We start from the raw sequence: 19,948 nt of genomic DNA, 5'->3' as shown, positions 1-19,948 counted from the left end.
GAGGTATATCATCATTATGAATACATTACAAAATAAAAGGACTCTTACAATGTGGGGTTTCTTTTCAATTACTGCAGCAATGGTCTTAACAGTTTATGAATATCCAACTTTTGCTACTTCCAAACTTCATCTTGTATTCTTTCTGATATTAGGAGGTCTATTTTGGTTTATCCCTGTGGCATTATGTGCTGCTGAAATGGCTACAGTTAAAGGTTGGAACGATAATGGTGGAGGTGAGTTTAGTTGGGTTAGCCATACCCTTGGAACGAGGTTTGGTTTCGCTGCAATCTTCTTCCAGTGGTTTCAAATTACGGTCAATTTTTGTACAATGATTTACTTTATTTTGGGAGCATTATCATTTGTTGTGGGTTGGCCCGCACTAACTAATAATGCCTGGATTAAATTCTGGGGAGTATTGATTGTCTTCTGGTTAGTTACATTTTCCCAATTTGGTGGAACCAAATATACTCAAAAAATTGCAAAATTTGGCTTTTTAATCGGCATTTTAATTCCGTCAGCAATACTATTTATTCTTGCCATTTGGTATCTATGTTCTGGCGGAAAGTTATTGATTACTTTCTCAGCACATCAATTTATACCTGATTTTTCTAAAGTTGATACACTCGTTGTTTTTGTCTCGTTTATTTTAGCCTACATGGGTGGAGAGGCTTCTGCTTCTTACATTAATGAGCTCAAAAATCCAAATAAGAATTATCCGTTAGTTATGTTTATCCTCGTTATCTTAGCAATTTGTTTAGATACACTAGGTGGTTTAACCGTTGCTGCTGTTATTCCACAAAACCAACTTTCATTAAGTGCCGGTGTTGTCCAAGCATTTAACTACCTATTTATTAATTTAAGCCATGGTGAATTAGGCTGGCTTACTCGTATTGTCGGGCTAATGTTGGCATGTGGTGTTATTGCAGAGATTAGTTCATGGGTAACAGGACCTTCTCGTGCTATTTACGATACCGCCAAAATCGGTATTCTTCCTAGCTATTTCAAGAAAACAAATAAACATGATATTCCTGTTCGGCTAATCATTGTCCAGGGAATTATCGTTTCAATTTGGGATGCCGTTTTAACCCTCGGTGGTGGCGGCGGTAATGTTTCTTTCTTTGCCGCCATGGGTTTGACGGTTGTTATTTATTTAGTCGCTTACTTCCTATTCTTTATTAGTTATTTGGTTTTAGTATATAAAAAGAAAGATTTACCAAGAACTTATAATGTACCAGGCGGCACTTTTGGAAAAACAATAATTGCTGTTTGTGGTTTCTTAGTAACATTATTTGCTTTTATCATCTCATTTTTCCCAACTACTTCACTACCTGCTTCATCTCATGGAACATATATGGCGATTTTAATCATAAGCTTCCTTGTTGTTTTGACAATTCCATTTATTATTTTTCAGCTAACAAAAAAGCATCATACTGGTTTATTAGACGAAAATATAAAGAATCAAGAAAATCATAAGTAAGGAGATGGCAAAATATGAATAATCAACCTATTGGAGTCATGGATTCAGGACTTGGTGGATTATCCGTTGTCAGACTTATCCAACAACAATTACCCGATGAATCAATAGTATTTGTAGGAGATGAGGGACATTTTCCATATGGTACGAAGCCCCAGGCTGAAGTAAGAAAGTTTGTTTTAACAATTGGTAAATACTTAGAAAAGTACCCAGTAAAATTAATGGTAATTGCATGCAATACAGCAACAGCAGCAGCTTTATCTACAGTCAAAAAAGCACTGCCTATTCCAGTCATCGGTGTAATTCATCCTGGCGCCCAAGCAGCAGTCAATACACATGCACATACTATTGGAGTAATCGCAACCGATTCAACTATAAAAGACGGAGCTTACGAAAGAGAAATTCACAAAATTGATCCAACAATTAAAGTCATCAGCCAAGCAGCCCAACCTTTAGTCTCAATCGTTGAGCATGGACTTACTGATACACCACAAGCTCAACAAGTTGTTAATGAGCAGTTATCTATTTTCGATACTCATCCAATTGATACTTTAATTTTAGGGTGTACTCACTTTCCATTTTTAAAAAAGCAAATTCAAAATAAGGTTGGCAAACACGTCCAATTAGTCGATCCTGCAAAAGAAACAGTTATCCATCTACAAACTTTATTAAAAGATAAAAACTTGTTGAGTACTACCACCGCAACATATCATCTTTACTCAACAGGTAATAAAAACACATTAATAACAGGTGCTAATAAATGGCTGCATGGAAATTATACATCCTGTGCAAGCTTAACCTTATAAAGTGAATCCAAAAATTAAAATGGTAAGTTACCGTGGCATAATTTCAGTTTGGTACTGGAGTTATGCCATTATATTTTTAAACTGATCCTAGCATTATTCTAACCACACCAAACTTTTATTCCATACATTCGTTCTTTCGTAGGACTTTAATTAAGAGATTGATCCCTGTTGTACATAGTTTCTTTCGTAAAACAATTCAAAAAGTTTGGCAAATAATATGATTGCTTTTACTTCACTAGTTCAAAAACCAATTTTACATCAGTAGACAAATCTTTCCGAAAACGATAACCGCCGATATTAAACTGTTTGACCCCTTCAATTGTTTGAATTTGGTTTTCTGCTAAATATCGCACCATGTTCCCACGCGCCATTTTAGCTAATGTTGCTTTTTGTTTTATCTTCCCATCTATTTCTTCTCCAAAAATACATTTGATAAATCGATCCTGAGTTTGTAGATAAGGAGTAATTGCCTTTTCGTATTCGACCGAGGCTAAGCTAATTACTAAATCATTATTCTTATAGAGCTCCTGATAAAGTTGATCTCCCCAAAAGTCATAAAGGTTTTTATATCCATTCACTGGCGCCATGTCACCCATCCCTAAGCGATAAGGTATTATCCCATCAAACGGCCGTAAAATACCATAAAATCCTGATAATATCCGTAAATTATCTTGAACGTATTTCAGCCCATCATCTGAGAAAACACTTGGCGCCATATATTGATATTGCAGACCAGTAAAGGCAATAATTGCTGGCGTCAGCTTTCGTTGAAGATCCATTTGTTGGAGCCATTGATAATTTTTCATTGCTAAACGCGAGCTGCAATTCCCCCATACTTTGTGTAACTCATCATAAGACAAACTCCTCATCCACCCTAAAATGTCTTTTGTCTGCTGAAGAAATTCCGGCAAATCTTTGTAAAGTAAGGAGTCGGTATCAACTTGCATTGTTCGTGCTGGAGAAATGATTATTTTCACATATCTCATCCTTTCAAAATTTTTTTGTAAGCTTTTTCAGTTAATTGGTCTAATTAGATTTATGTTTCCTACGCCTATTTAATGATTGCGCTTTCAGTAAATCGTTTCAATAATTTTGGTATAGTATAAAACCCGTCATTTCAGCTTGTGAAGCGCTTGACAAGTTTTTTTGATGGTTGTAAATTAATTCATCGTAGAGAGAAAGTGAATAACTTCACCAAATAATTGGTCAAGTTGGAAGGGAGAATATAATGGAACAAGAAAAAGTTCCAGTACAAGGTCAAGTTGCCGAGCGAACAATTTCATTAACTGCTAGTTGGGCATACTTTGCACTGTCAATTGTTATTAACTCAATGGGGAACGTTTTAACACTTGTTACAAGTTCACACGTTCACCCACAATTTCTTGGCTCCGCTTATTGGACAGCCGCAGAAAACAACCTGGGGATCGCCGTTTTAGGGAATAATTCCATGACCCTTTTCTGGGCTTTCATGGTCTTAGGGATGTTAACCTCTGTCCTCAACGCAATTTTGATGCATAAGTGGGACTGGCGACGAATTGGTGGTAATTTTATTTTCATGTTGCCATTTTCTATTTTTATTCAGTGGTTCTCTGACATTTTTAACCGCATTATGCCGGACGCCACTACTTTACCGATGATTATCCTATATGTTTTCATTAACTTCTTAGGGGTTGCTTTCATCGGAACCGCCATTTCAATTTATCAGCGTGTCAACCTCGTGTTACACCCCGCTGATGACCTTTTCCAAATTATTCGTTTCCGTTATTGCCATGGTAACGCAACAATTGCGATGTGGTTATCATACATTCCGCCAACAATTATGGCAATTATCGCTGCATTCATGCAAGGCGGTATTTACAACTTTGGATTAGGAACATTATTTGCCCTTGCCTTCCAAGGTGCAATTACTGGTTGGGCAGACCGTTATATCTTCCCTAAATTAAAACACCAGGCCCTTGATATTGGTAATTAAAAGTTTATACAGGAGTGATTTATTATGGCATTTAACAAGAGTTTAGCAGGTTACTTTGACGATGTACAACACATTGGGATTCCAACCGATGACATGGCAAAAACAATTGCTTTTTGGGAAAAGCTTGGTTTTAAGAAGCTTGGCGAATTTGATACTGATGACCAAGGAAATGAAGTTGTTTTCATGCAATACGGTCACCTTACTTTAGAAATCTGGACTGGTGACGGTGCGGTTCACGAAACTGGTGCTATTAACCACATTTCCCTTAATACTAGCGATGCTGATGCGGCTTTCAAGGCTGCTAAGGATGAAGGTTTCAAACTAAAGGACGACGAAGTTCAACATCTTGATTTCTGGAATAAGGGAATTAAGTTCTTTAATATTGAAGGTCCTAACAGTGAAACAATTGAATTCTGTGAAATCGTAAAATAAAACACCAAAGGCGAGGCCGGAAGAAGAATTCTTCCAGCCTCGCCTTTTTAATTAGAACTACGATTTTTTACCATATTGATGTGGGCGGTATCCATTATAAAATTGAAAAATCGCAAGGACAATATTAGTCCAATTAATCAACCGAAACCAAGGAGCAACTCCGCCACCCCCATTGCTGGCAGCATAGAACGTCCAAAAGCCAATTACTACTGCCACTACATTTATCCAGGCAAACGTTCTTGACATCATCCGATTATTAAGGCGCGCAATTGTCCAGACTAAATTGACAATAAACCAAAATGCTAAAACCCAAAATACTGCACTAAACATAATAATCACTTCCCTTATATGTTAGCTTACTTTTGTTTCTTCATAGTCATGATATAACAAAAATTATAATATTATCAAGAAATATAGTTTTCGGCATTTCGTGTTACAATTGCATGATAAGGAGGCGTTCAATATGTCTGAACAAGAAAAAAGTGCTGCTCAACAGCGAATTGACAATGCTGTTTACGGTACACCAAAAATCAAGCCCGATGAACAGCGAAAATACCTCGGAACATTCCGTGAACGCGTCTGTCTAACAATTAGTGTTCAAGAACTACACGAACAAGATTGGACAAAGGCATTAACTGCCGAGTTAGATCGTGGAATTGGCAACCTAGTTTTTATCAACGGTAATCTTCCTCACGATGAAATTCATCCATACATTCAAACTGCCGCTAAAGATAATGCTCAGTTTACATTAAAAACTGATCCGGAATATAAAACTGATCCAGATTCATTAGCAGTTGTCGTAGCAGCAAAAACAGCTGTCTACCAATCACCAGTCGATGTCAAAAAACGATATCCTAATCTGGTAAATTCAAATAATCATACGGCTGAAAAAACAAATGCTCAACATCAAAGCTTTTTCCACCACCTCTTCCATAGAAAGGATCGTGGCTAATTTATGCAACAACCACTTGCTTATCGAATGCGGCCACGAACGTTAGATGAAGTGGTCGGTCAACAGCACCTTGTGGGACCAGGTAAAATCATCTCACGCATGGTTAAAGCAAAAATGCTTTCTTCAATGATTCTGTACGGTCCTCCCGGAACTGGTAAGACTAGTATTGCCAGTGCGATTGCCGGTTCAACTAAATATGCTTTTCGAAAACTAAATGCGGCAACTGATACAAAAAAGGATTTACAAATTGTCACAGAAGAAGCTAAGATGAGCGGGACGGTAATCTTACTACTCGACGAAATTCATCGGTTAGATAAAGTAAAACAAGATTTTCTTCTTCCGCACCTCGAAAATGGACGAATCATCCTCATCGGGGCGACAACAGAAAATCCATATATCAGCATTAATCCCGCAATTCGTAGTCGAACCCAAATTTTTCCGGTTCACCCACTTTCGACTGATGAGATGAAGATTGCTATCCAGCATGCATTGGTTGATAAGGAACGCGGCTTAGGTAATTTACCATTAGTCCTTGAAGAAAATGCTGAGGACCAACTAGTAGCAGCAACCAATGGTGACCTTCGAAGTGCATTAAATGGGCTAGAACTTGCGGCCAAATCAACTGATCCAAGTGAAGATGGAAAAGTACATCTTACGCTACCAATTATCGAGGAAAGCGTCCAAAAGAAAGCATTATCCGCTGATAAAGATGGCGATGCTCATTATGATGTCATTTCGGCCTTTCAAAAATCTATTCGCGGGTCAGATACTGATGCAGCCCTCCACTATCTTGCACGTTTAATCGAAGCCGGTGACCTGCCTATTATTGCACGACGTTTAATGGTCACAGCCTACGAAGATATCGGTCTCGCCAATATGCCTGCTGTGCAACGAGCTGTTACGGCAGTTCAAACGGCAGAACGAGTTGGCTTTCCAGAGGCACGAATTCCCTTAGCAGATGCTGTCATCGAATTATGCCTGTCACCAAAATCCAATTCGGGAATTAATGCAATTGACGAAGCTCTTGCTCAGGTTCGGCAAGGTGGCTTTGGTGACGTTCCAGCTCACCTTAAAGATGCCCACTATAAAGGAGCTGCTAAGTTAGGCCACGGGCTAGATTATGATTACCCTCATGACCATCCCCAAGATTGGGTAGCTCAACAATACTTGCCTGACCGAATCAAAGATGCTCAATATTACCAGCCAAAAAATAATGGTCGTTTTGAAGCCAGTTTAGGCCGTCAATATTGGCAATTACGGAAGGCACAACAACATACTTTACGAGGTAAACATCACCCGAGCAAATAATTGCGCCAACTACTTAAAAATGCTATTATAAAAGTGAAAATTCTGTAGTGTACGCGTTGTCTAAACGCAGGTTTGCCTTACAATCTTATTACTTTGGGACTAGTGCATTGCCTTTTGGACAACATGCCTTTACACTTGGTAGTTGAATATTAGGCAGCCGTGTCCCACCTGTCTTAAATACAGGTCAACACTGAATGACAATTAACGGCACCAACGGAGTTTTCGTACATATTTAGTGAGGGTGAGAAAGACTTTTGCTTTTTCTCACCCTCATTTTAATTTCATTATAGATAGGATAGATTTTTATGTTGTTACCACTTCTAATGACCCTGTTTGGTTTGATTGCTCTTTTTGAAGGAATCTTTCTCTTAACTCACATCCATAAACCGTTTCTTGTTTTTGACCCTACTAAAAGCAAATATTTAGCTCCACAATTAAAAAATTGGGGGATTGTGATGACCATCGTCGGCATTCTAAGTATCATTTCTGGATGGACAAACAATACTGGATTCCTAGTTATTATGATAATCATTGGCTGTGTAAGCGAAACATTAATGGCCTTCGCAATTACTGCTGATTTTCGCATAAATCATCGTAAGTAATGTTTCGTAGGCGCTTTACGCTCAATAGTGAAAAAGTGTATAATAAGTATATAATATAAAGATTTCAGGAGGGCACTACAATTATGGCACAAGAATACAAACACATTTTAGTTCCTGTTGATGGTTCTAAAGAAGCTGAATTGGCTTTTAAGAAAGCTGTCGCTGTAGCAAAACGTAATGGTGCAGACACTGAATTACGTTTACTTCACGTTGTTGACACACGTGCATTCCAAAATATTTCTAGTTTCGATACTTCAATGGTTGAGCAAGTTACAGAAACTGCAAAGAAGACTTTAGACAAGTACATCGACTATGCTAAAGAGCACGGTGTTGAAAATGCTAGTTACTCCATTGAATATGGTGCTCCAAAGACAATTATTGCTCGGGATATGCCAAAGGAAATGGGTGCTGACCTCATCATGATTGGTGCTACTGGGCTAAACGCTGTTGAACGAATTTTGATCGGTTCTGTTACCGAATTTGTTACCCGAACAGCAATTTGTGATGTTCTAGTAGTACGGACCGATTTGGATAACAAGCCAATCGAAAATCCAAAGAAGCGTCGGTTCTAATATCAAGATAAAATCAATCAAATGCTTCATAGGCGTTAGCAGGTTGCTAATTATATGGGGCATTTTTTATATATTCAAAACTACTTTTATTAAGATAGGAGCGCAAAGTATTGGAAGTGAAGTATGAAACAGTAAAGCAAACTTTACGAAACGAAATTATTGATGGAAAGTACAAAATCAATGAAAAATTGCCAACCGAAAGTGCCTTAATGAAACGGTTCAATGTCTCTCGGTATACAATTCGTCGCGCTGTTGGTGACCTAGAAAACGAGCACTATATTTACCGTATTCAAGGTGGTGGGATGTTTGTTCAAGACTGGCAACGTGATTGGACAAAAAGTGAAAAGAATAAAATCATTGGGGTAATCAGCACTCATATGGCTGACTATATCTTTCCTCCAATCATTTCCGGAATTGATAGTATAGTAACAGAACAAGGTTACTCAATGATCGTTGGGAATACGCTTAATGACCATAAACGTGAACGCCAAACAATCTTAAATATGTTGGATCTTCAAATTGCTGGATTAATTATTGAGCCGTCTGAAAGTGCCATGCCTAATCCTAACTTAGACCTTTATCGTCAAGTCCAGAAATATAAAATTCCAACAATCCTATTTCACTCCACTTATCCTGGCTTTGATTTTCCTTCTTTACTGACAAAAGATCGGGAAGCAGAGGAGGGTTTAGTGAAATACCTCTTTAGTCTTGGACACACTAATATTTTAGGAGTATTCCAAATAGATGATCAACAAGGGGTTGACCGCATGGCTGGAATGATCAAAGCATATCAAGATAATAATATCCCCACCACTAAATCAAATGTTATTATGTACCAATCGAGCGAAAATTACGAAGATATTATTAAAAAAATCGATATGATGCTTAATAGTAATAATGATATTACTGCTATTGCCTGCTATAATGACCGCCTTGCAACAAGAGTTATTAGTCATCTTCAGAAACAAGGAAAACAAGTGCCGACTGATATTTCAGTAATAGGTTTTGATAACTATGAAATGGCACAAATTATCTCCCCTAGCCTCACTACTGCTAATCACCCCAAACGTCAACTAGGGGAAGATGCCGGGAAAATGATCTTAAAAATGATTGCAGGCGAAGAAGTCACTTCAAAAGTTTATACCCCAACAATAATTAAGGGACAATCGACTGCTCCGCTTATTACAAAGGAGAATACCAATGAATAATGAAGTAAAACAATTATTACTTGCTGATGGTCAATCAATGCCTCAAGAAGGATTTGGCTTATATAAAATTACTGATCAAAGTACGATTACCTCAGCGATAAAGTATGCCTATGATGCTGGCTATCGTCTTTTTGATACCGCGCAATTATATAAAAACGAAGCAGAAGTTGGAAATGCTTTACAGGCACTTGGCTTACCTCGCGAGGAACTTTTTATTACTACAAAAGTATCGGAACCTAATCAAGGGTTTAAGCAAACAATCACCTCTGTTAAAGACTCACTTCAAAAGTTGAAACTTGATTATGTTAACCTTCTGCTTATTCATTGGCCAATTGAACGAGCTTTCTTTGACACCTGGGCAGCCCTTGAAGAATTAAAGAAAGAAGGTCTGACTCGTTCAATTGGTGTTAGCAACTACCAAATGATCCACCTCCAATATCTTGCTACCCAAGCACATGAGATGCCCGTCATCAATCAAATTGAACGTCACCCACGCCTCAACCAACAACCCTTGCTCCAATACGATAAGGAACATGATATTGCTACCCAGGCGTGGAGTCCGCTTGGGCGTGGAACCATCCTCGATAATCCAACCCTCAATAAGATTGCTGCTAACCATCATAAGTCTGCCGCCCAAGTTGTCCTCCGCTGGCATTTGCAAAGCGGGGTCGCCTTCATTCCGAAGTCAATTCATGAAGCGCGAATCAAGCAAAATATTAACATCTATGACTTCACATTAAGCAACGAGGAAATGACTGCTATTAATAACTTAAATAACTTTACACGCGTAGGTAAAGAACCAGCACTAGTTTACGAATATAATCTTAAATATTAAGAATGATAAAGGGAACCAAGATAACGGCCGTCACATGACCATATCTTAGTTCCCTTTTTGCGTTAAAAATAACCCGGGAAATAATCAATTATTCTACATATGGATTCTCTCTAATGATCCGTGCTGGATTACCGGCAATAACAACATTATCACCAAACGACTTTGTCACTACACTTCCAGCACCAACAATTACATTATTACCCAAAGTTACACCTGGACAAATAATTGCCCCGCCACCAATCCATACGTCATCCCCAATAGTGACATCCTTACTTTGTCCATAAGCTCCATTTCGTCGTAATTGTGGGTCAAGGGGATGATTGACAGTATAAATCTGCACGCGCGGTCCCAATAAACAATGCTTCCCAATCCGAATTGGGCTTACATCAAGCATGACACAATCATAGTTAGCGAAGAAATCATCATCTACATAAATGTTATAACCATAATCGCACTTGAATTGCGGATGAACTTCACACTTTTCGCCAACGTGTCCAAATAGTTGACGAATCACAGTATTGCTTGCAGTCGGGTTCATTTCACCAAGAGCATTAAATCGTTCAACTAATTGGCGGGCATATTGACGCTCTTTAACTAATTCAGGATCATAAACATTAAAAACTTCCCCTGCTAGCATTTTCTCTTTTTCAGTTTTCATTATTTCCATCTCCTGATAAAAAATGATTCTACTCGTCTCGAGGTTTGCCGAGTAGAACCATTTTGAGGATTTTCAATTAAAATTAACTATTCAATAAAATCAACTTTAACATCTAACATTCCGAAAAGATCTTTAATTTGTTGTGGCTTCAAACTGAAACTCAAGATTGTGTGGTGACCACCACCAGCGTGCATCCAGCGTTCAGCACCTTCCTTTAAGCCAACAGTTGGTGTCCATAACTGCTTAGCAACTGGAAGATGAGGCGTTTCAGCTTCTGGCTTGTGACAATCAACTGAGTAACCGATAACCTTGTAACCATCGTTGAAGTATGAAAGGGTAACATCGACAGCCTTACCTTCACGACCAGTAAATACTAACCGTGCTGGGTCATCTTTACCACCAATGTCTAATGGATGAACCTCAACCCGTGGCTTATCTGAAGCAATTGTTGGGTCAACTTCAAGCATGTGTGAACCAAGAATTGCTTGGTGACCTGGACGAAGATCTAATGTGTAGTCTTCCATAAAGGCAGTGGCAACATTATCCGCAGCAATCTTCAATAAGCGGTCCATGCCGGCAGACTTCCAATCACCTTCAGCACCAAAGCCGTAGCCATCACGCATCAATAATTGAGCAGCTAAGCCAGGCAATTCTTCAAGGCCATGTAAGTCTTCAAAGTTAGTGGTAAAGCCAGTGTAGCCTTTTTCATCCATAAACTTCTTCAAGCCAAGGTATTCACGAAGTTGGTAACGAACTGAGTGTTCATAGTGTTCCTTAGTATTGTCACCTTGGACCATTTCGTAACGACTTGCTAAGTCCTTGTAAGCAGCATCAATTTCATCTTCACTGATACCATTTACATATTCAACTAAGTCACTTACTGGCCAGTAGTCAACAGTCCAGCCAAGGAACATTTGGGCTTCAACCTTATCACCTTCAGTAACGGCAACATTCCGCATTGTATCACCAAAACGAACAATCTTAATGTTAAAGCTTTCGTTGTAAGCAACTGCAACATTTTGCCAGTCAGCGATTTCTTCTTGAACTTCTTCATCACCCCAGAAGCCGTAAACAATCTTGTTATGCTTTTGTAAACGAGCGTTAATGTAAGCATATTCACGGTCACCATGAGCTGATTGGTTTAAGTTCATGTAATCAAAGTCAATGGTGTCATATGGAATCTTGTTCAAGTATTGGGTTGCCAAATGAAGTAGTGGCTTTTGCAAAAGCTTAGTTCCCCGAATCCAGTTCTTTGCTGGTGAGAAGGTATGCATCCACGTCATAACACCGGCAACATTGTCATTGTAGTTAGCTTCCTTCATAAACTTAGTGATTCCTTCAGCAGTTGTCATAACACCCTTGAAGACAACCTTGTAAGGCAACTTACCACTTTCGTTTAACTTATTAACAATATCTTCAGCGTCAGCAGCAACTGACTTTAATTGTTCTTCACCGTAAAGGAATTGACTACCAGTAACAAACCAAAATTCGTAATTCTTAATATCCATGAGATTACACTCCTTTTATGCTAAAAAGTTTTTAAAATGTAGCTACCAAATTAATTAAGCGTGAGCTGCATGATCTTTTGAATGCGCATTATTTTGTCCGTAATATGCATTCGCCCCATGCTTGCGGTAATAGTGTTTGTCCAATAAGTATTGCGGTAAGTGAAGATCTTGGTGCGTTAATTGCATTGCATGATAATCTTCTTCTGCCACAACTTCTAACACCTTAGCATTATAAACTGCTTTGTCCGGTGTTGGGCCCCAGGTAAATGGACCATGTTGCATTACTAATGCCGCTGGGGTTGCTTCATAGTCCAAGCCCCGTTCCTTGAATGAACGAACGATTACCTTTCCTGTATTACCCTCATAATCTTCTTCAATTTCTTCCTTCGTCAAAGCATCAGCAGCTGGGACATCAGTATAGAAAGTATCAGCGTGCGTGGTATTCATTGCTGGAACATCCATCCGTGCAGCTGCAAACGCTACTGCCCATGGTGAATGAGTATGAACGACTCCACCAATCTTTGGGAAGTGATTATAAAGGTAAGTGTGAGTAGGAGTATCACTGGATGGATTCAAGTCACCCTCGACTACCTCACCATCCAAGTTGACAACAACCATATCTTCCGGCTTCATCTCTTCATATGGAACTCCAGAAGGTTTAATAACAAACAATCCTTTTTCACGGTCAATTCCTGAAACATTGCCCCAGGTAAAGGAAACAAGGCCTAGTTTAGGAAGCCGCATATTTGCTTCATAAACTTCTTTCTTTAAATCTTCTAACATGTACTATTTACTCCCTTTCTCTTCACGTTCTTTAATGTCATCACCAGCTAATGCTTCAACAGGTAAGCCTGCTTGGTAACGAGTAATAAAGCTTTCATATCCCTTTACACCAGCAGGTTCTGGTGTAAGGGTCATACTTTCTGGATTCTTAAAGACTTTTTCGTCAAGGTAATCTGCTAGGGATTCTTTTCCGTAAGTCTCAGCGTACTTAGCAAGGACTGCCATTCCCCATGGTCCACCTTCACTAGCAGTATTCATGATTGTAATTGGGATATTTAAGGCATTTGCCAAAACTTGTTGCCCAATAACCGGTGTCCCAAAGAGTCCCCCTTGTGCAACCATGACATCGGTTTGAACGTGTTCTTCATTTAGTAAGATATCCATCCCAATCTTCAATGGTGCAAACGCTGCATAGAGTTGAGTAAGGAAGAAGTTAGCGAGGTTCATCTTACTATTTGGAGTACGGACAAATAAGGGACGTCCTTCTTGAATCTTGGTGATATTTTCACCAGAAAGATAACTATAATTAATTAATCCACCAGCATCTGGGTCGGAGTGAACCGTTGAATCAAATAGGGTCTCATAAAGCGTATTGGTATCAATCTTAGCCCCAATTGCATTAGCAAAATCTCTAAATAATCCAACCCAGGCGTTGATATCTGAGGAACAATTGTTGATATGAACCATAGCTACTGGATCACCAGTTGGGGTAGTAACAATATCAATATCACGGTGAAGTTTCTTTAATGGAGCATCTAACACATTCATTGAGAAGGCTGAAGTTCCAACTGAAATATTTCCTGTCCGTTTTCGAACACTGTTAGTTCCAACCATTCCAGTTCCTGCATCCCCTTCTGGAGGGGCCATCAAACTACCAGCTTGCAAAGTCCCACTTGGATCAAGTAACTTTGCTCCATCAGCAGTTAAGTGACCTGCATCGCGTCCAGCTACCAGGACTGCAGGCAAAATATTCTTAAGTTGCCATGGGTATTGTTCAACTTCTGGTAATGAGTTGAATTTTTCAATAAAGTCTTGACGATAAGTTAATGTTTGATCATCGATTGGAAATACTCCTGATGCATCTCCAATTCCTAAAACTTTTTCACCCGAAAGCTTCCAGTGAACATAACCAGCTAAAGTTGTAATGAAATCAATATCTTTAACATGCGGTTCCTTGTTCAAAATTGCTTGGTAGAGGTGAGCAATACTCCATCGCTGTGGAATATTAAAATCAAATAAATCAGTTAACTTATCTGCAGATTCTTCGGTAATGTTGTTCCGCCAGGTTCTAAAGGGAACAAGTAATTGGTTATTTTTATCAAATGGTAGATACCCATGCATCATAGCACTGACACCAATTGAACTAATTTCATCCAAGCTCACATGGTACTTACTTTGGACGTCTGCCTTAATCTTGGCATAAGCAGTTTGAATTCCTTCCCAAACTTGATCCAGCGGGTATGTCCAGATTCCATCTTTTAATTGGTTTTCCCAGGTATAGCTCCCAGAAGAAATAGTTTCGAAATCTGGATTAATCAAAACTGCTTTAATTCGGGTAGAGCCTAATTCAATTCCAAGTGAAGCCTGACCATTTTTTAACTGTGTCGCTGTTTCACGTAAATTCATAGAGTATTCCTCCTAATTTTCAGGATTGCTGGCTTTTACTCGACCACGGTTTGTTCCTTGCTCTTCAATTTCTTCAAGAGTGTGACCACGAGTTTCAGGAACACAGGTCTTAACAAAGATAACTCCTAAGATACAGATAATTCCGAAGATCGCGAAAACAGCTTCTTGTGGCATGCTTGCAGTCATAATTGGGAAGATAAGACCAACTAACCATGATCCAATCCAGTTAAATGATGAAGCTAAACCAGATGCACGACCCCGGATAGCTAGTGGGAAGATTTCACCAACAAGCACCCATGTTAACGGAGCCCATGTGAAGGAGTAAAAAGCAACATAGATACATAAGAACACAACAATTGTCATCGGATTCATATTTGGCATCATCCAATTAATAACGGCTGGAAGAATGAAAGAAAGTCCCATGACTGCACCACCAACCATTAACAATGTCCGCCGGTTAAATTTATCAGCAATCCACATGTAAACCAGGGAACCAATAACTAAGATGACCCCTTGAACAATTGGCCACATTAAGTTTGAAGAAGCAGCTTGGCCAGTTGCCTTTTGAACAATTAATGGAATATAGTAGAAGATCGCGTTTGCACCTTGGAATTGTTGGAAGGCTGCAACCCCAACTCCAGCAATAACTAGGTAACGATACTTGCCACTGAATAAGGTTGACCAACTTGTCTTTTGATTTGCTTGTCGTTCTTCTTTAGCAGTTTCTTTAATACTTGCTAATTCCTGGTCAATCTCAGCTGGATTTTTACGAATGTAAGAAAGAACTTTTCGCGCTTGTGCTTCATCACCCTTACGTAATAAGAACCGTGGAGATTCTGGTAAGCGAAGAACACCAAGGAATAAGATTAAAGCAGGAACAGCTGCCAATCCTAACATAAGACGCCATGCCCATTCACCAGGAAGGTCTTTCAATAAGAAGTCAACGACATATGACAATAACATTCCAGAAACAATCATCGTTTGGTTGAGTCCAGATAAACGTCCACGCGCTTTAGCTGGTGCCATTTCGGACATATAAGCTGGTACTAAAGCTGAGGCAGCCCCTACCGCTAAACCTAAAAGCATCCGTACGATAATTAGATAGTAGGCACTTGCTTCGCCCATGTCTGGTGAAACACCAGATAAAACGGAGAATACCATGAATACAATCGCAGACATTAAAATCATTTTCCGCCGACCAAACTTATCAGAAAGTTGTCCGGCTAATGCGCCCCCGAAGATTGCCCCAAACATAACTGCTGAAGTAATCCACCCAACTAGAGAAGCTGCATTTTCAAGGTGCCAATCAGCTTGTAAGAAAGGTAAGGCACCAGTCATAACACCGATATCGTAACCAAATAGGATGCCCCCAAATGATCCGAAGAAGTAGATAAATGCACTTGATATTTTCTTCTCGGCTTTAGCCATTACATTCATCCTCCTTAAAAATTAAAAAGTAATAGTTTTTTATGAACATGAACGCGCTTTCATTGAACAATTATTACTATAGAATATTCGTCCGTATAAATCAAGTGGATATTTATAAATTAGTCATAACCAATTGTGAAAAGTCGTTTTATACATTTAACAACCCTGTGTCTATCTTGTACTTAGAAGCTGTTATGCATGTGAAAAATATTTTTATTTTTTTACTACTAAAAAAGACTAATTCCCGTTTAATGCACACAAACTGGAATTAGCCTTTAAAAATTAATTAAATTTTTATTAATTATTTATACGGATGAATTTTAATATCATTCATAAAACAGCTTCATTTGAACACTTTCATGAAAATTCCCAAAATTATGACCATAAATCGTGCAGCCTCCTTTATGAGTAGCTGTCTTTTTTACTTCAAATCGTAAAACAAATCGATCGGGATCATATGTTAAATCACTAAGCGATATATCTGACCACGGCTGACCATCAAGATATGTGCCATGATCTGTAATTCTAAAAGTCTTTTGTAAACCGTATTGATTAACATTGTTAGGCACCCATGAAGGAGTATATTTTCCTCTAACGTCTGAGAAATCACCTGGACTAGTCCAAAATCCTAATTCTGTTCCATTTAATGAGATAGTAATATCTGATGGCCAATTATTGTTAGAAAATGGAAATTCACTTCCCAATTCTGCTACAATATCAATCATTTTTAACTCATCGTTTTTTTGTAAGTGGTTAGGGAGTTGATATTCGATATACCCATCATTCCACCAAATCATCCCTGCTTCCATTCGGTGAGGATCAGCAAAATAAGATGGATTATCTACCTTTCCAATATATCCGGTTGAACCCGCTAATCCACAAGAAGGTTTTACAGAAAAATTAGTAAATTGTCCTACCGGCACTTCTGTTTTATGAATTTTATATTTTTCATAAATTGTCTTTGGAAAATGAATATTAATTTGATCAACACGTAATTTAGCAACTTTATGATGTCCAACACGATGAAATTCAATAATATGCACATCAGCTAATTTATTCAGATGTTTTGAAACAATTGTAGAACTTAATCCAACTTCACTCGCAAGTTCCATAATACTCAATTGTTTTTTAGATAATAATTTAATCAACTTTATGCGCACCGGTGAAGCTAACGCTTTATAAACGCCAATATAATCTGCTGAAATCATAGTTTCCATCTTTTATTTGTTCCTTTCCTACAATCAACATATTTATTAATTATTTTAATAATAAAATAATTCAGTTCAATTGAAGTAACGTTTTTGTTGATTGTTTATATATCAAAATAAACATTTTTGTTCATTAACTAAATGGTATCGCTTTCAAAGCAAAATAACAATAAATATATTTGTTGATTTTCACTAAATTTATTGAATAAATTTTACACACCACATTGAAAGCCCTTTCTAGAGGAAGTATCTTTGCATTGTAAGATATTTCTTATCGAGGAGGAATAATTTTGAGTAAACTTACCTATACTGCACCACTAATTATTCAACGTGCAGATCCTTATATTTATCGTCATAGCGACGGTTATTATTATTTTACTGCCTCTGTCCCATCCTATAATCGAATCGAAATCCGAAGAGCCCGCACAATAGAAGGCTTAGCTCACGCTGCTCCACGAACAATTTGGCGCAAGCATGATCAAGGACCAATGAGTCAATTAATTTGGGCTCCTGAATTACACTTCATAGATGGAAAGTGGTTTATTTATTTTGCTGCTGCTGAAACAACTGACTTTGATAAAAACGGAATGTTTCAGCATCGAATGTTTTGTATCGAATGCGATAAAGAAAACCCAATAGAAAGTGAAGATGACTGGATAGAGCATGGTCAAGTTCGCACACCTATGGATTCATTTTCACTCGATGCAACCTGTTTTAAGCTTAATGACAAATTATATTATGTTTGGGCACAAAAGGACCCGAATATTAAAGGAAATTCTAATCTCTATATCGCAGAAATGGAAAATCCTTGGACATTAAAAACTACTCCAGTAATGCTTAGCAAACCTGAATATGATTGGGAAACAAAAGTATTCTGGGTTAATGAAGGCCCAGCGATTTTACATCGAAATGGAAAACTGTTTCTCACTTATTCCGCAAGTGCTACAGATGAAAATTATGCAATGGGTATGTTAACCTGTGACGAAAATGAAGATGTGCTTAATCCACAAAATTGGCATAAATCTTCTACCCCTGTCTTCCAAAGTGATATTACTCATCATCAATATGGACCTGGTCATAATTCATTTACAGTTGCAGAAGATGATAAAACCGATTTAATGGTCTATCACTGCCGTAATTATACCGATATTAAAGGTGATCCCTTATACGATCCTAATCGTCATACAATCGTTAAATCATTTACCTATAACAGTGATGGAACACCTAATTTTGGCAAGCCCGTTCCATATAACAATCTTTAATTTTAATAAAGAAAGGAATGTATACTTATGGATAAAACAGAGAGTTCAGCAGTTGTGACTGAAGATCGTAGTAAAGATTTTTGGGGATTCCCAGTTACCCACTTTAGTTACTTCTTCACATGGGCAATTGTTTTTGGATATCTAACGCTTTGGCTTGAACAACAAGCACACTTTAATGGAATTGAAGCCGGATTAGTTTTCTCAATGATGTCCGGCATTTCACTAATTTTTCAGCCTGTTTTTGGCATTATTTCAGATCGACTAGTAATGAAAAAGAACCTAGTCATTACAATTTCTGTTGGAATGATCTTAATTGGACCTTATTTTCAATGGCTATTTACTCCACTTTTATCAATTAGTCGTTTTTTTGCAGCTCTTATCACTGGGATTTATCTAAGTTTTATTCTAAACGGTGGTGTATCTGTAATTGAACAATACGTCCAACGTGCAAGTTTAACTAATGGTTTCGAATATGGGCACTCACGCATGGGTGGTTCATTAGCTGGAGCAGTTGCTGCTTTAGTTGGTGGTCGACTATTTCTTTGGAGTCCCAATTCAATCTTTTGGGCTTGTACAATTGCTGCCATTATATTAACTTGTTGTTTTGTCTTTAGCGATAAAATTCATTTAGATAATGTTCAAGCTGCCGGAGAAGATACATCTAATAAATTAAATGTTAAACAGATTGGCTCAATTTTTAAACTTCGAAACTTTTGGATCCTCTCCTTATTCTATATGGGAACTTCTGCTATTTATGATGTTTTTGATCAGCAATTTATTATCTTTTTTAAGTCATTTTTCCATGCAGCTGCTCAAGGAACTATTGCTTATAGTTATATGACTAGTGCCCAAACTGCTTTAGAATTTCTCCTAATGATCCCAATGCCATGGCTTATTAATAAAATTGGTTCACGTAACGGGTTAATTTGCTATGGAGTTATCTTAACAATACGTATTGTAGGATCTGCCTTAGTACCTAGTTTAACGTTTGTTATTATCTTACGTTTGTTAGCTGGTCTAGAGATGCCTATTCTACTTGTTTCTATTATGAAATATATTGCTGGAGCTTTTGATCTTCGTCTTTATGCTACTGTTTATGCACTTTCCTCAAACTTTGCTAAACAAATTTCTGTTTTCTTCTTCTCATCCTTTGCAGGAAAATTATACGACCAAATTGGCTTTCAACATACATATTTGATTTTAGGAATTATAGTTGGAATTGTTACTCTTATTTGTGCCTTTACTCTTACTAAAGAAGATCCTGTTCAAGCAGGTGAAATTAAAGAAAAATCTAATAATTAATTTAAGCTTATA

The 19,948-nt window shown here is 38.0% G+C and carries 20 protein-coding genes and 1 other RNA gene; 13 read left to right on the top strand and 8 right to left on the bottom strand.

Going from position 1 to position 19,948, the window contains the following annotated elements:
* Nucleotides 1–16 precede the first annotated feature (16 nt).
* Both gadC and murI read left to right on the top strand, forming a co-directional pair.
* Nucleotides 17–1,477: a glutamate:gamma-aminobutyrate antiporter gene (gadC, locus tag H5S10_RS03535; RefSeq protein WP_182586025.1), complete on the top strand. Its 1,461-nt coding sequence runs from the start codon at nucleotides 17–19 to the stop codon at nucleotides 1,475–1,477.
* Between the two features lie 14 nt (nucleotides 1,478–1,491).
* The gene (gene murI / locus H5S10_RS03530) at nucleotides 1,492–2,280 is read left to right on the top strand and encodes a glutamate racemase (protein ID WP_182588719.1); all 789 of its coding nucleotides are present in this window, start codon (nucleotides 1,492–1,494) and stop codon (nucleotides 2,278–2,280) included.
* Nucleotides 2,281–2,507: 227 nt separating this feature from the next.
* On the opposite strand, the gene yaaA is transcribed toward murI, so the two are convergent.
* Nucleotides 2,508–3,257 carry a peroxide stress protein YaaA gene (gene yaaA / locus H5S10_RS03525; RefSeq protein ID WP_182588717.1) on the bottom strand — a complete coding sequence of 250 codons (750 nt, stop codon included), beginning with the start codon at nucleotides 3,255–3,257 and terminating at the stop codon, nucleotides 2,508–2,510.
* A 251-nt stretch (nucleotides 3,258–3,508) separates the two neighbouring features.
* Here yaaA and H5S10_RS03520 point away from each other — a divergent pair, with 251 nt between their 5' ends.
* Complete coding sequence (locus H5S10_RS03520) at nucleotides 3,509–4,252, top strand: hypothetical protein (protein ID WP_003666612.1); 744 nt, start codon at nucleotides 3,509–3,511, stop codon at nucleotides 4,250–4,252.
* 24 nt (nucleotides 4,253–4,276) lie between these two features.
* Nucleotides 4,277–4,684, top strand: a complete 408-nt coding sequence (locus H5S10_RS03515) for a VOC family protein (protein ID WP_182588712.1) — start codon at nucleotides 4,277–4,279, stop codon at nucleotides 4,682–4,684.
* Nucleotides 4,685–4,741: 57 nt separating this feature from the next.
* Here H5S10_RS03515 and H5S10_RS03510 read toward each other — a convergent pair whose 3' ends face one another.
* Entirely contained in the window at nucleotides 4,742–5,014 is a 273-nt protein-coding gene (locus H5S10_RS03510; protein WP_182586022.1) for a hypothetical protein, read from the bottom strand.
* Between the two features lie 133 nt (nucleotides 5,015–5,147).
* Here H5S10_RS03510 and H5S10_RS03505 point away from each other — a divergent pair, with 133 nt between their 5' ends.
* The 7 genes from H5S10_RS03505 to H5S10_RS03475 all read left to right on the top strand — a co-directional run bounded on the left by H5S10_RS03505 (nucleotide 5,148) and on the right by H5S10_RS03475 (nucleotide 10,161).
* Nucleotides 5,148–5,636, top strand: a complete 489-nt coding sequence (locus tag H5S10_RS03505; RefSeq protein WP_042746802.1) for a YueI family protein — start codon at nucleotides 5,148–5,150, stop codon at nucleotides 5,634–5,636.
* 3 nt (nucleotides 5,637–5,639) lie between these two features.
* Nucleotides 5,640–6,944 carry a replication-associated recombination protein A gene (locus tag H5S10_RS03500; RefSeq protein WP_182588710.1) on the top strand — a complete coding sequence of 435 codons (1,305 nt, stop codon included), beginning with the start codon at nucleotides 5,640–5,642 and terminating at the stop codon, nucleotides 6,942–6,944.
* A gap of 36 nt (nucleotides 6,945–6,980) precedes the next feature.
* A non-coding RNA gene (gene ssrS / locus H5S10_RS03495) (6S RNA) lies at nucleotides 6,981–7,168 on the top strand.
* Between the two features lie 81 nt (nucleotides 7,169–7,249).
* Complete coding sequence (locus tag H5S10_RS03490) at nucleotides 7,250–7,546, top strand: hypothetical protein (RefSeq protein ID WP_019252601.1); 297 nt, start codon at nucleotides 7,250–7,252, stop codon at nucleotides 7,544–7,546.
* 83 nt (nucleotides 7,547–7,629) lie between these two features.
* Nucleotides 7,630–8,118 carry a universal stress protein gene (locus H5S10_RS03485; RefSeq protein ID WP_003666602.1) on the top strand — a complete coding sequence of 163 codons (489 nt, stop codon included), beginning with the start codon at nucleotides 7,630–7,632 and terminating at the stop codon, nucleotides 8,116–8,118.
* Between the two features lie 110 nt (nucleotides 8,119–8,228).
* Nucleotides 8,229–9,326 carry a GntR family transcriptional regulator gene (locus H5S10_RS03480; RefSeq protein ID WP_182588708.1) on the top strand — a complete coding sequence of 366 codons (1,098 nt, stop codon included), beginning with the start codon at nucleotides 8,229–8,231 and terminating at the stop codon, nucleotides 9,324–9,326.
* Complete coding sequence (locus tag H5S10_RS03475; RefSeq protein ID WP_182588707.1) at nucleotides 9,319–10,161, top strand: aldo/keto reductase; 843 nt, start codon at nucleotides 9,319–9,321, stop codon at nucleotides 10,159–10,161. Before H5S10_RS03480 ends, H5S10_RS03475 begins: the two co-directional genes overlap by 8 nt.
* Before the next feature lie 88 nt (nucleotides 10,162–10,249).
* Here the strand turns inward: H5S10_RS03475 and H5S10_RS03470 are convergent, their stop codons facing one another.
* The 6 genes from H5S10_RS03470 to H5S10_RS03445 all read right to left on the bottom strand — a co-directional run bounded on the left by H5S10_RS03470 (nucleotide 10,250) and on the right by H5S10_RS03445 (nucleotide 17,324).
* Nucleotides 10,250–10,819: a sugar O-acetyltransferase gene (locus tag H5S10_RS03470; RefSeq protein ID WP_182588705.1), complete on the bottom strand. Its 570-nt coding sequence runs from the start codon at nucleotides 10,817–10,819 to the stop codon at nucleotides 10,250–10,252.
* Nucleotides 10,820–10,905: 86 nt separating this feature from the next.
* The gene (gene araA / locus H5S10_RS03465; RefSeq protein ID WP_094537369.1) at nucleotides 10,906–12,327 is read right to left on the bottom strand and encodes an L-arabinose isomerase; all 1,422 of its coding nucleotides are present in this window, start codon (nucleotides 12,325–12,327) and stop codon (nucleotides 10,906–10,908) included.
* A gap of 54 nt (nucleotides 12,328–12,381) precedes the next feature.
* On the bottom strand, nucleotides 12,382–13,110 hold the full coding sequence (locus H5S10_RS03460; protein WP_003666594.1) for an L-ribulose-5-phosphate 4-epimerase: 729 nt from the start codon (nucleotides 13,108–13,110) through the stop codon (nucleotides 12,382–12,384).
* Nucleotides 13,111–13,113: 3 nt separating this feature from the next.
* Nucleotides 13,114–14,736 (bottom strand): xylulokinase, encoded by a 1,623-nt coding sequence (locus H5S10_RS03455; protein WP_182586016.1) that lies wholly within the window; start codon nucleotides 14,734–14,736, stop codon nucleotides 13,114–13,116.
* A gap of 12 nt (nucleotides 14,737–14,748) precedes the next feature.
* A complete protein-coding gene (locus H5S10_RS03450; protein ID WP_182588704.1) occupies nucleotides 14,749–16,173 on the bottom strand; it encodes a sugar porter family MFS transporter in 1,425 nt (474 codons plus the stop codon).
* Between the two features lie 317 nt (nucleotides 16,174–16,490).
* The gene (locus tag H5S10_RS03445; protein WP_407657686.1) at nucleotides 16,491–17,324 is read right to left on the bottom strand and encodes an ArsR family transcriptional regulator; all 834 of its coding nucleotides are present in this window, start codon (nucleotides 17,322–17,324) and stop codon (nucleotides 16,491–16,493) included.
* A 338-nt stretch (nucleotides 17,325–17,662) separates the two neighbouring features.
* Here H5S10_RS03445 and H5S10_RS03440 point away from each other — a divergent pair, with 338 nt between their 5' ends.
* On the top strand, nucleotides 17,663–18,634 hold the full coding sequence (locus H5S10_RS03440) for a glycoside hydrolase family 43 protein (RefSeq protein ID WP_182588700.1): 972 nt from the start codon (nucleotides 17,663–17,665) through the stop codon (nucleotides 18,632–18,634).
* Between the two features lie 27 nt (nucleotides 18,635–18,661).
* Complete coding sequence (locus tag H5S10_RS03435) at nucleotides 18,662–19,936, top strand: oligosaccharide MFS transporter (RefSeq protein WP_182586012.1); 1,275 nt, start codon at nucleotides 18,662–18,664, stop codon at nucleotides 19,934–19,936.
* The last annotated feature ends 12 nt before the right edge of the window (nucleotides 19,937–19,948 follow it).

Source organism: Limosilactobacillus balticus (genome assembly GCF_014145615.1).
In the GTDB taxonomy this organism is placed as follows: domain Bacteria; phylum Bacillota; class Bacilli; order Lactobacillales; family Lactobacillaceae; genus Limosilactobacillus; species Limosilactobacillus balticus.
This window is presented reverse-complemented; position numbering and strand designations above follow the sequence as displayed.

What these genes read in the sequence shown, in the direction of transcription:
- murI (WP_182588719.1), top strand. Translation starts at nt 1,492, where the DNA reads ATGAATAATCAACCTATTGGAGTCATGGATTCAGGACTTGGTGGATTA.
- H5S10_RS03490 (WP_019252601.1), top strand. Translation starts at nt 7,250, where the DNA reads ATGTTGTTACCACTTCTAATGACCCTGTTTGGTTTGATTGCTCTTTTT.
- H5S10_RS03510 (WP_182586022.1), bottom strand. Translation starts at nt 5,014, where the DNA reads ATGTTTAGTGCAGTATTTTGGGTTTTAGCATTTTGGTTTATTGTCAAT.
- H5S10_RS03520 (WP_003666612.1), top strand. Translation starts at nt 3,509, where the DNA reads ATGGAACAAGAAAAAGTTCCAGTACAAGGTCAAGTTGCCGAGCGAACA.
- gadC (WP_182586025.1), top strand. Translation starts at nt 17, where the DNA reads ATGAATACATTACAAAATAAAAGGACTCTTACAATGTGGGGTTTCTTT.
- H5S10_RS03505 (WP_042746802.1), top strand. Translation starts at nt 5,148, where the DNA reads ATGTCTGAACAAGAAAAAAGTGCTGCTCAACAGCGAATTGACAATGCT.
- H5S10_RS03455 (WP_182586016.1), bottom strand. Translation starts at nt 14,736, where the DNA reads ATGAATTTACGTGAAACAGCGACACAGTTAAAAAATGGTCAGGCTTCA.
- H5S10_RS03475 (WP_182588707.1), top strand. Translation starts at nt 9,319, where the DNA reads ATGAATAATGAAGTAAAACAATTATTACTTGCTGATGGTCAATCAATG.
- H5S10_RS03515 (WP_182588712.1), top strand. Translation starts at nt 4,277, where the DNA reads ATGGCATTTAACAAGAGTTTAGCAGGTTACTTTGACGATGTACAACAC.
- araA (WP_094537369.1), bottom strand. Translation starts at nt 12,327, where the DNA reads ATGGATATTAAGAATTACGAATTTTGGTTTGTTACTGGTAGTCAATTC.
- H5S10_RS03470 (WP_182588705.1), bottom strand. Translation starts at nt 10,819, where the DNA reads ATGAAAACTGAAAAAGAGAAAATGCTAGCAGGGGAAGTTTTTAATGTT.
- H5S10_RS03450 (WP_182588704.1), bottom strand. Translation starts at nt 16,173, where the DNA reads ATGAATGTAATGGCTAAAGCCGAGAAGAAAATATCAAGTGCATTTATC.
- H5S10_RS03460 (WP_003666594.1), bottom strand. Translation starts at nt 13,110, where the DNA reads ATGTTAGAAGATTTAAAGAAAGAAGTTTATGAAGCAAATATGCGGCTT.
- H5S10_RS03500 (WP_182588710.1), top strand. Translation starts at nt 5,640, where the DNA reads ATGCAACAACCACTTGCTTATCGAATGCGGCCACGAACGTTAGATGAA.
- H5S10_RS03485 (WP_003666602.1), top strand. Translation starts at nt 7,630, where the DNA reads ATGGCACAAGAATACAAACACATTTTAGTTCCTGTTGATGGTTCTAAA.
- H5S10_RS03435 (WP_182586012.1), top strand. Translation starts at nt 18,662, where the DNA reads ATGGATAAAACAGAGAGTTCAGCAGTTGTGACTGAAGATCGTAGTAAA.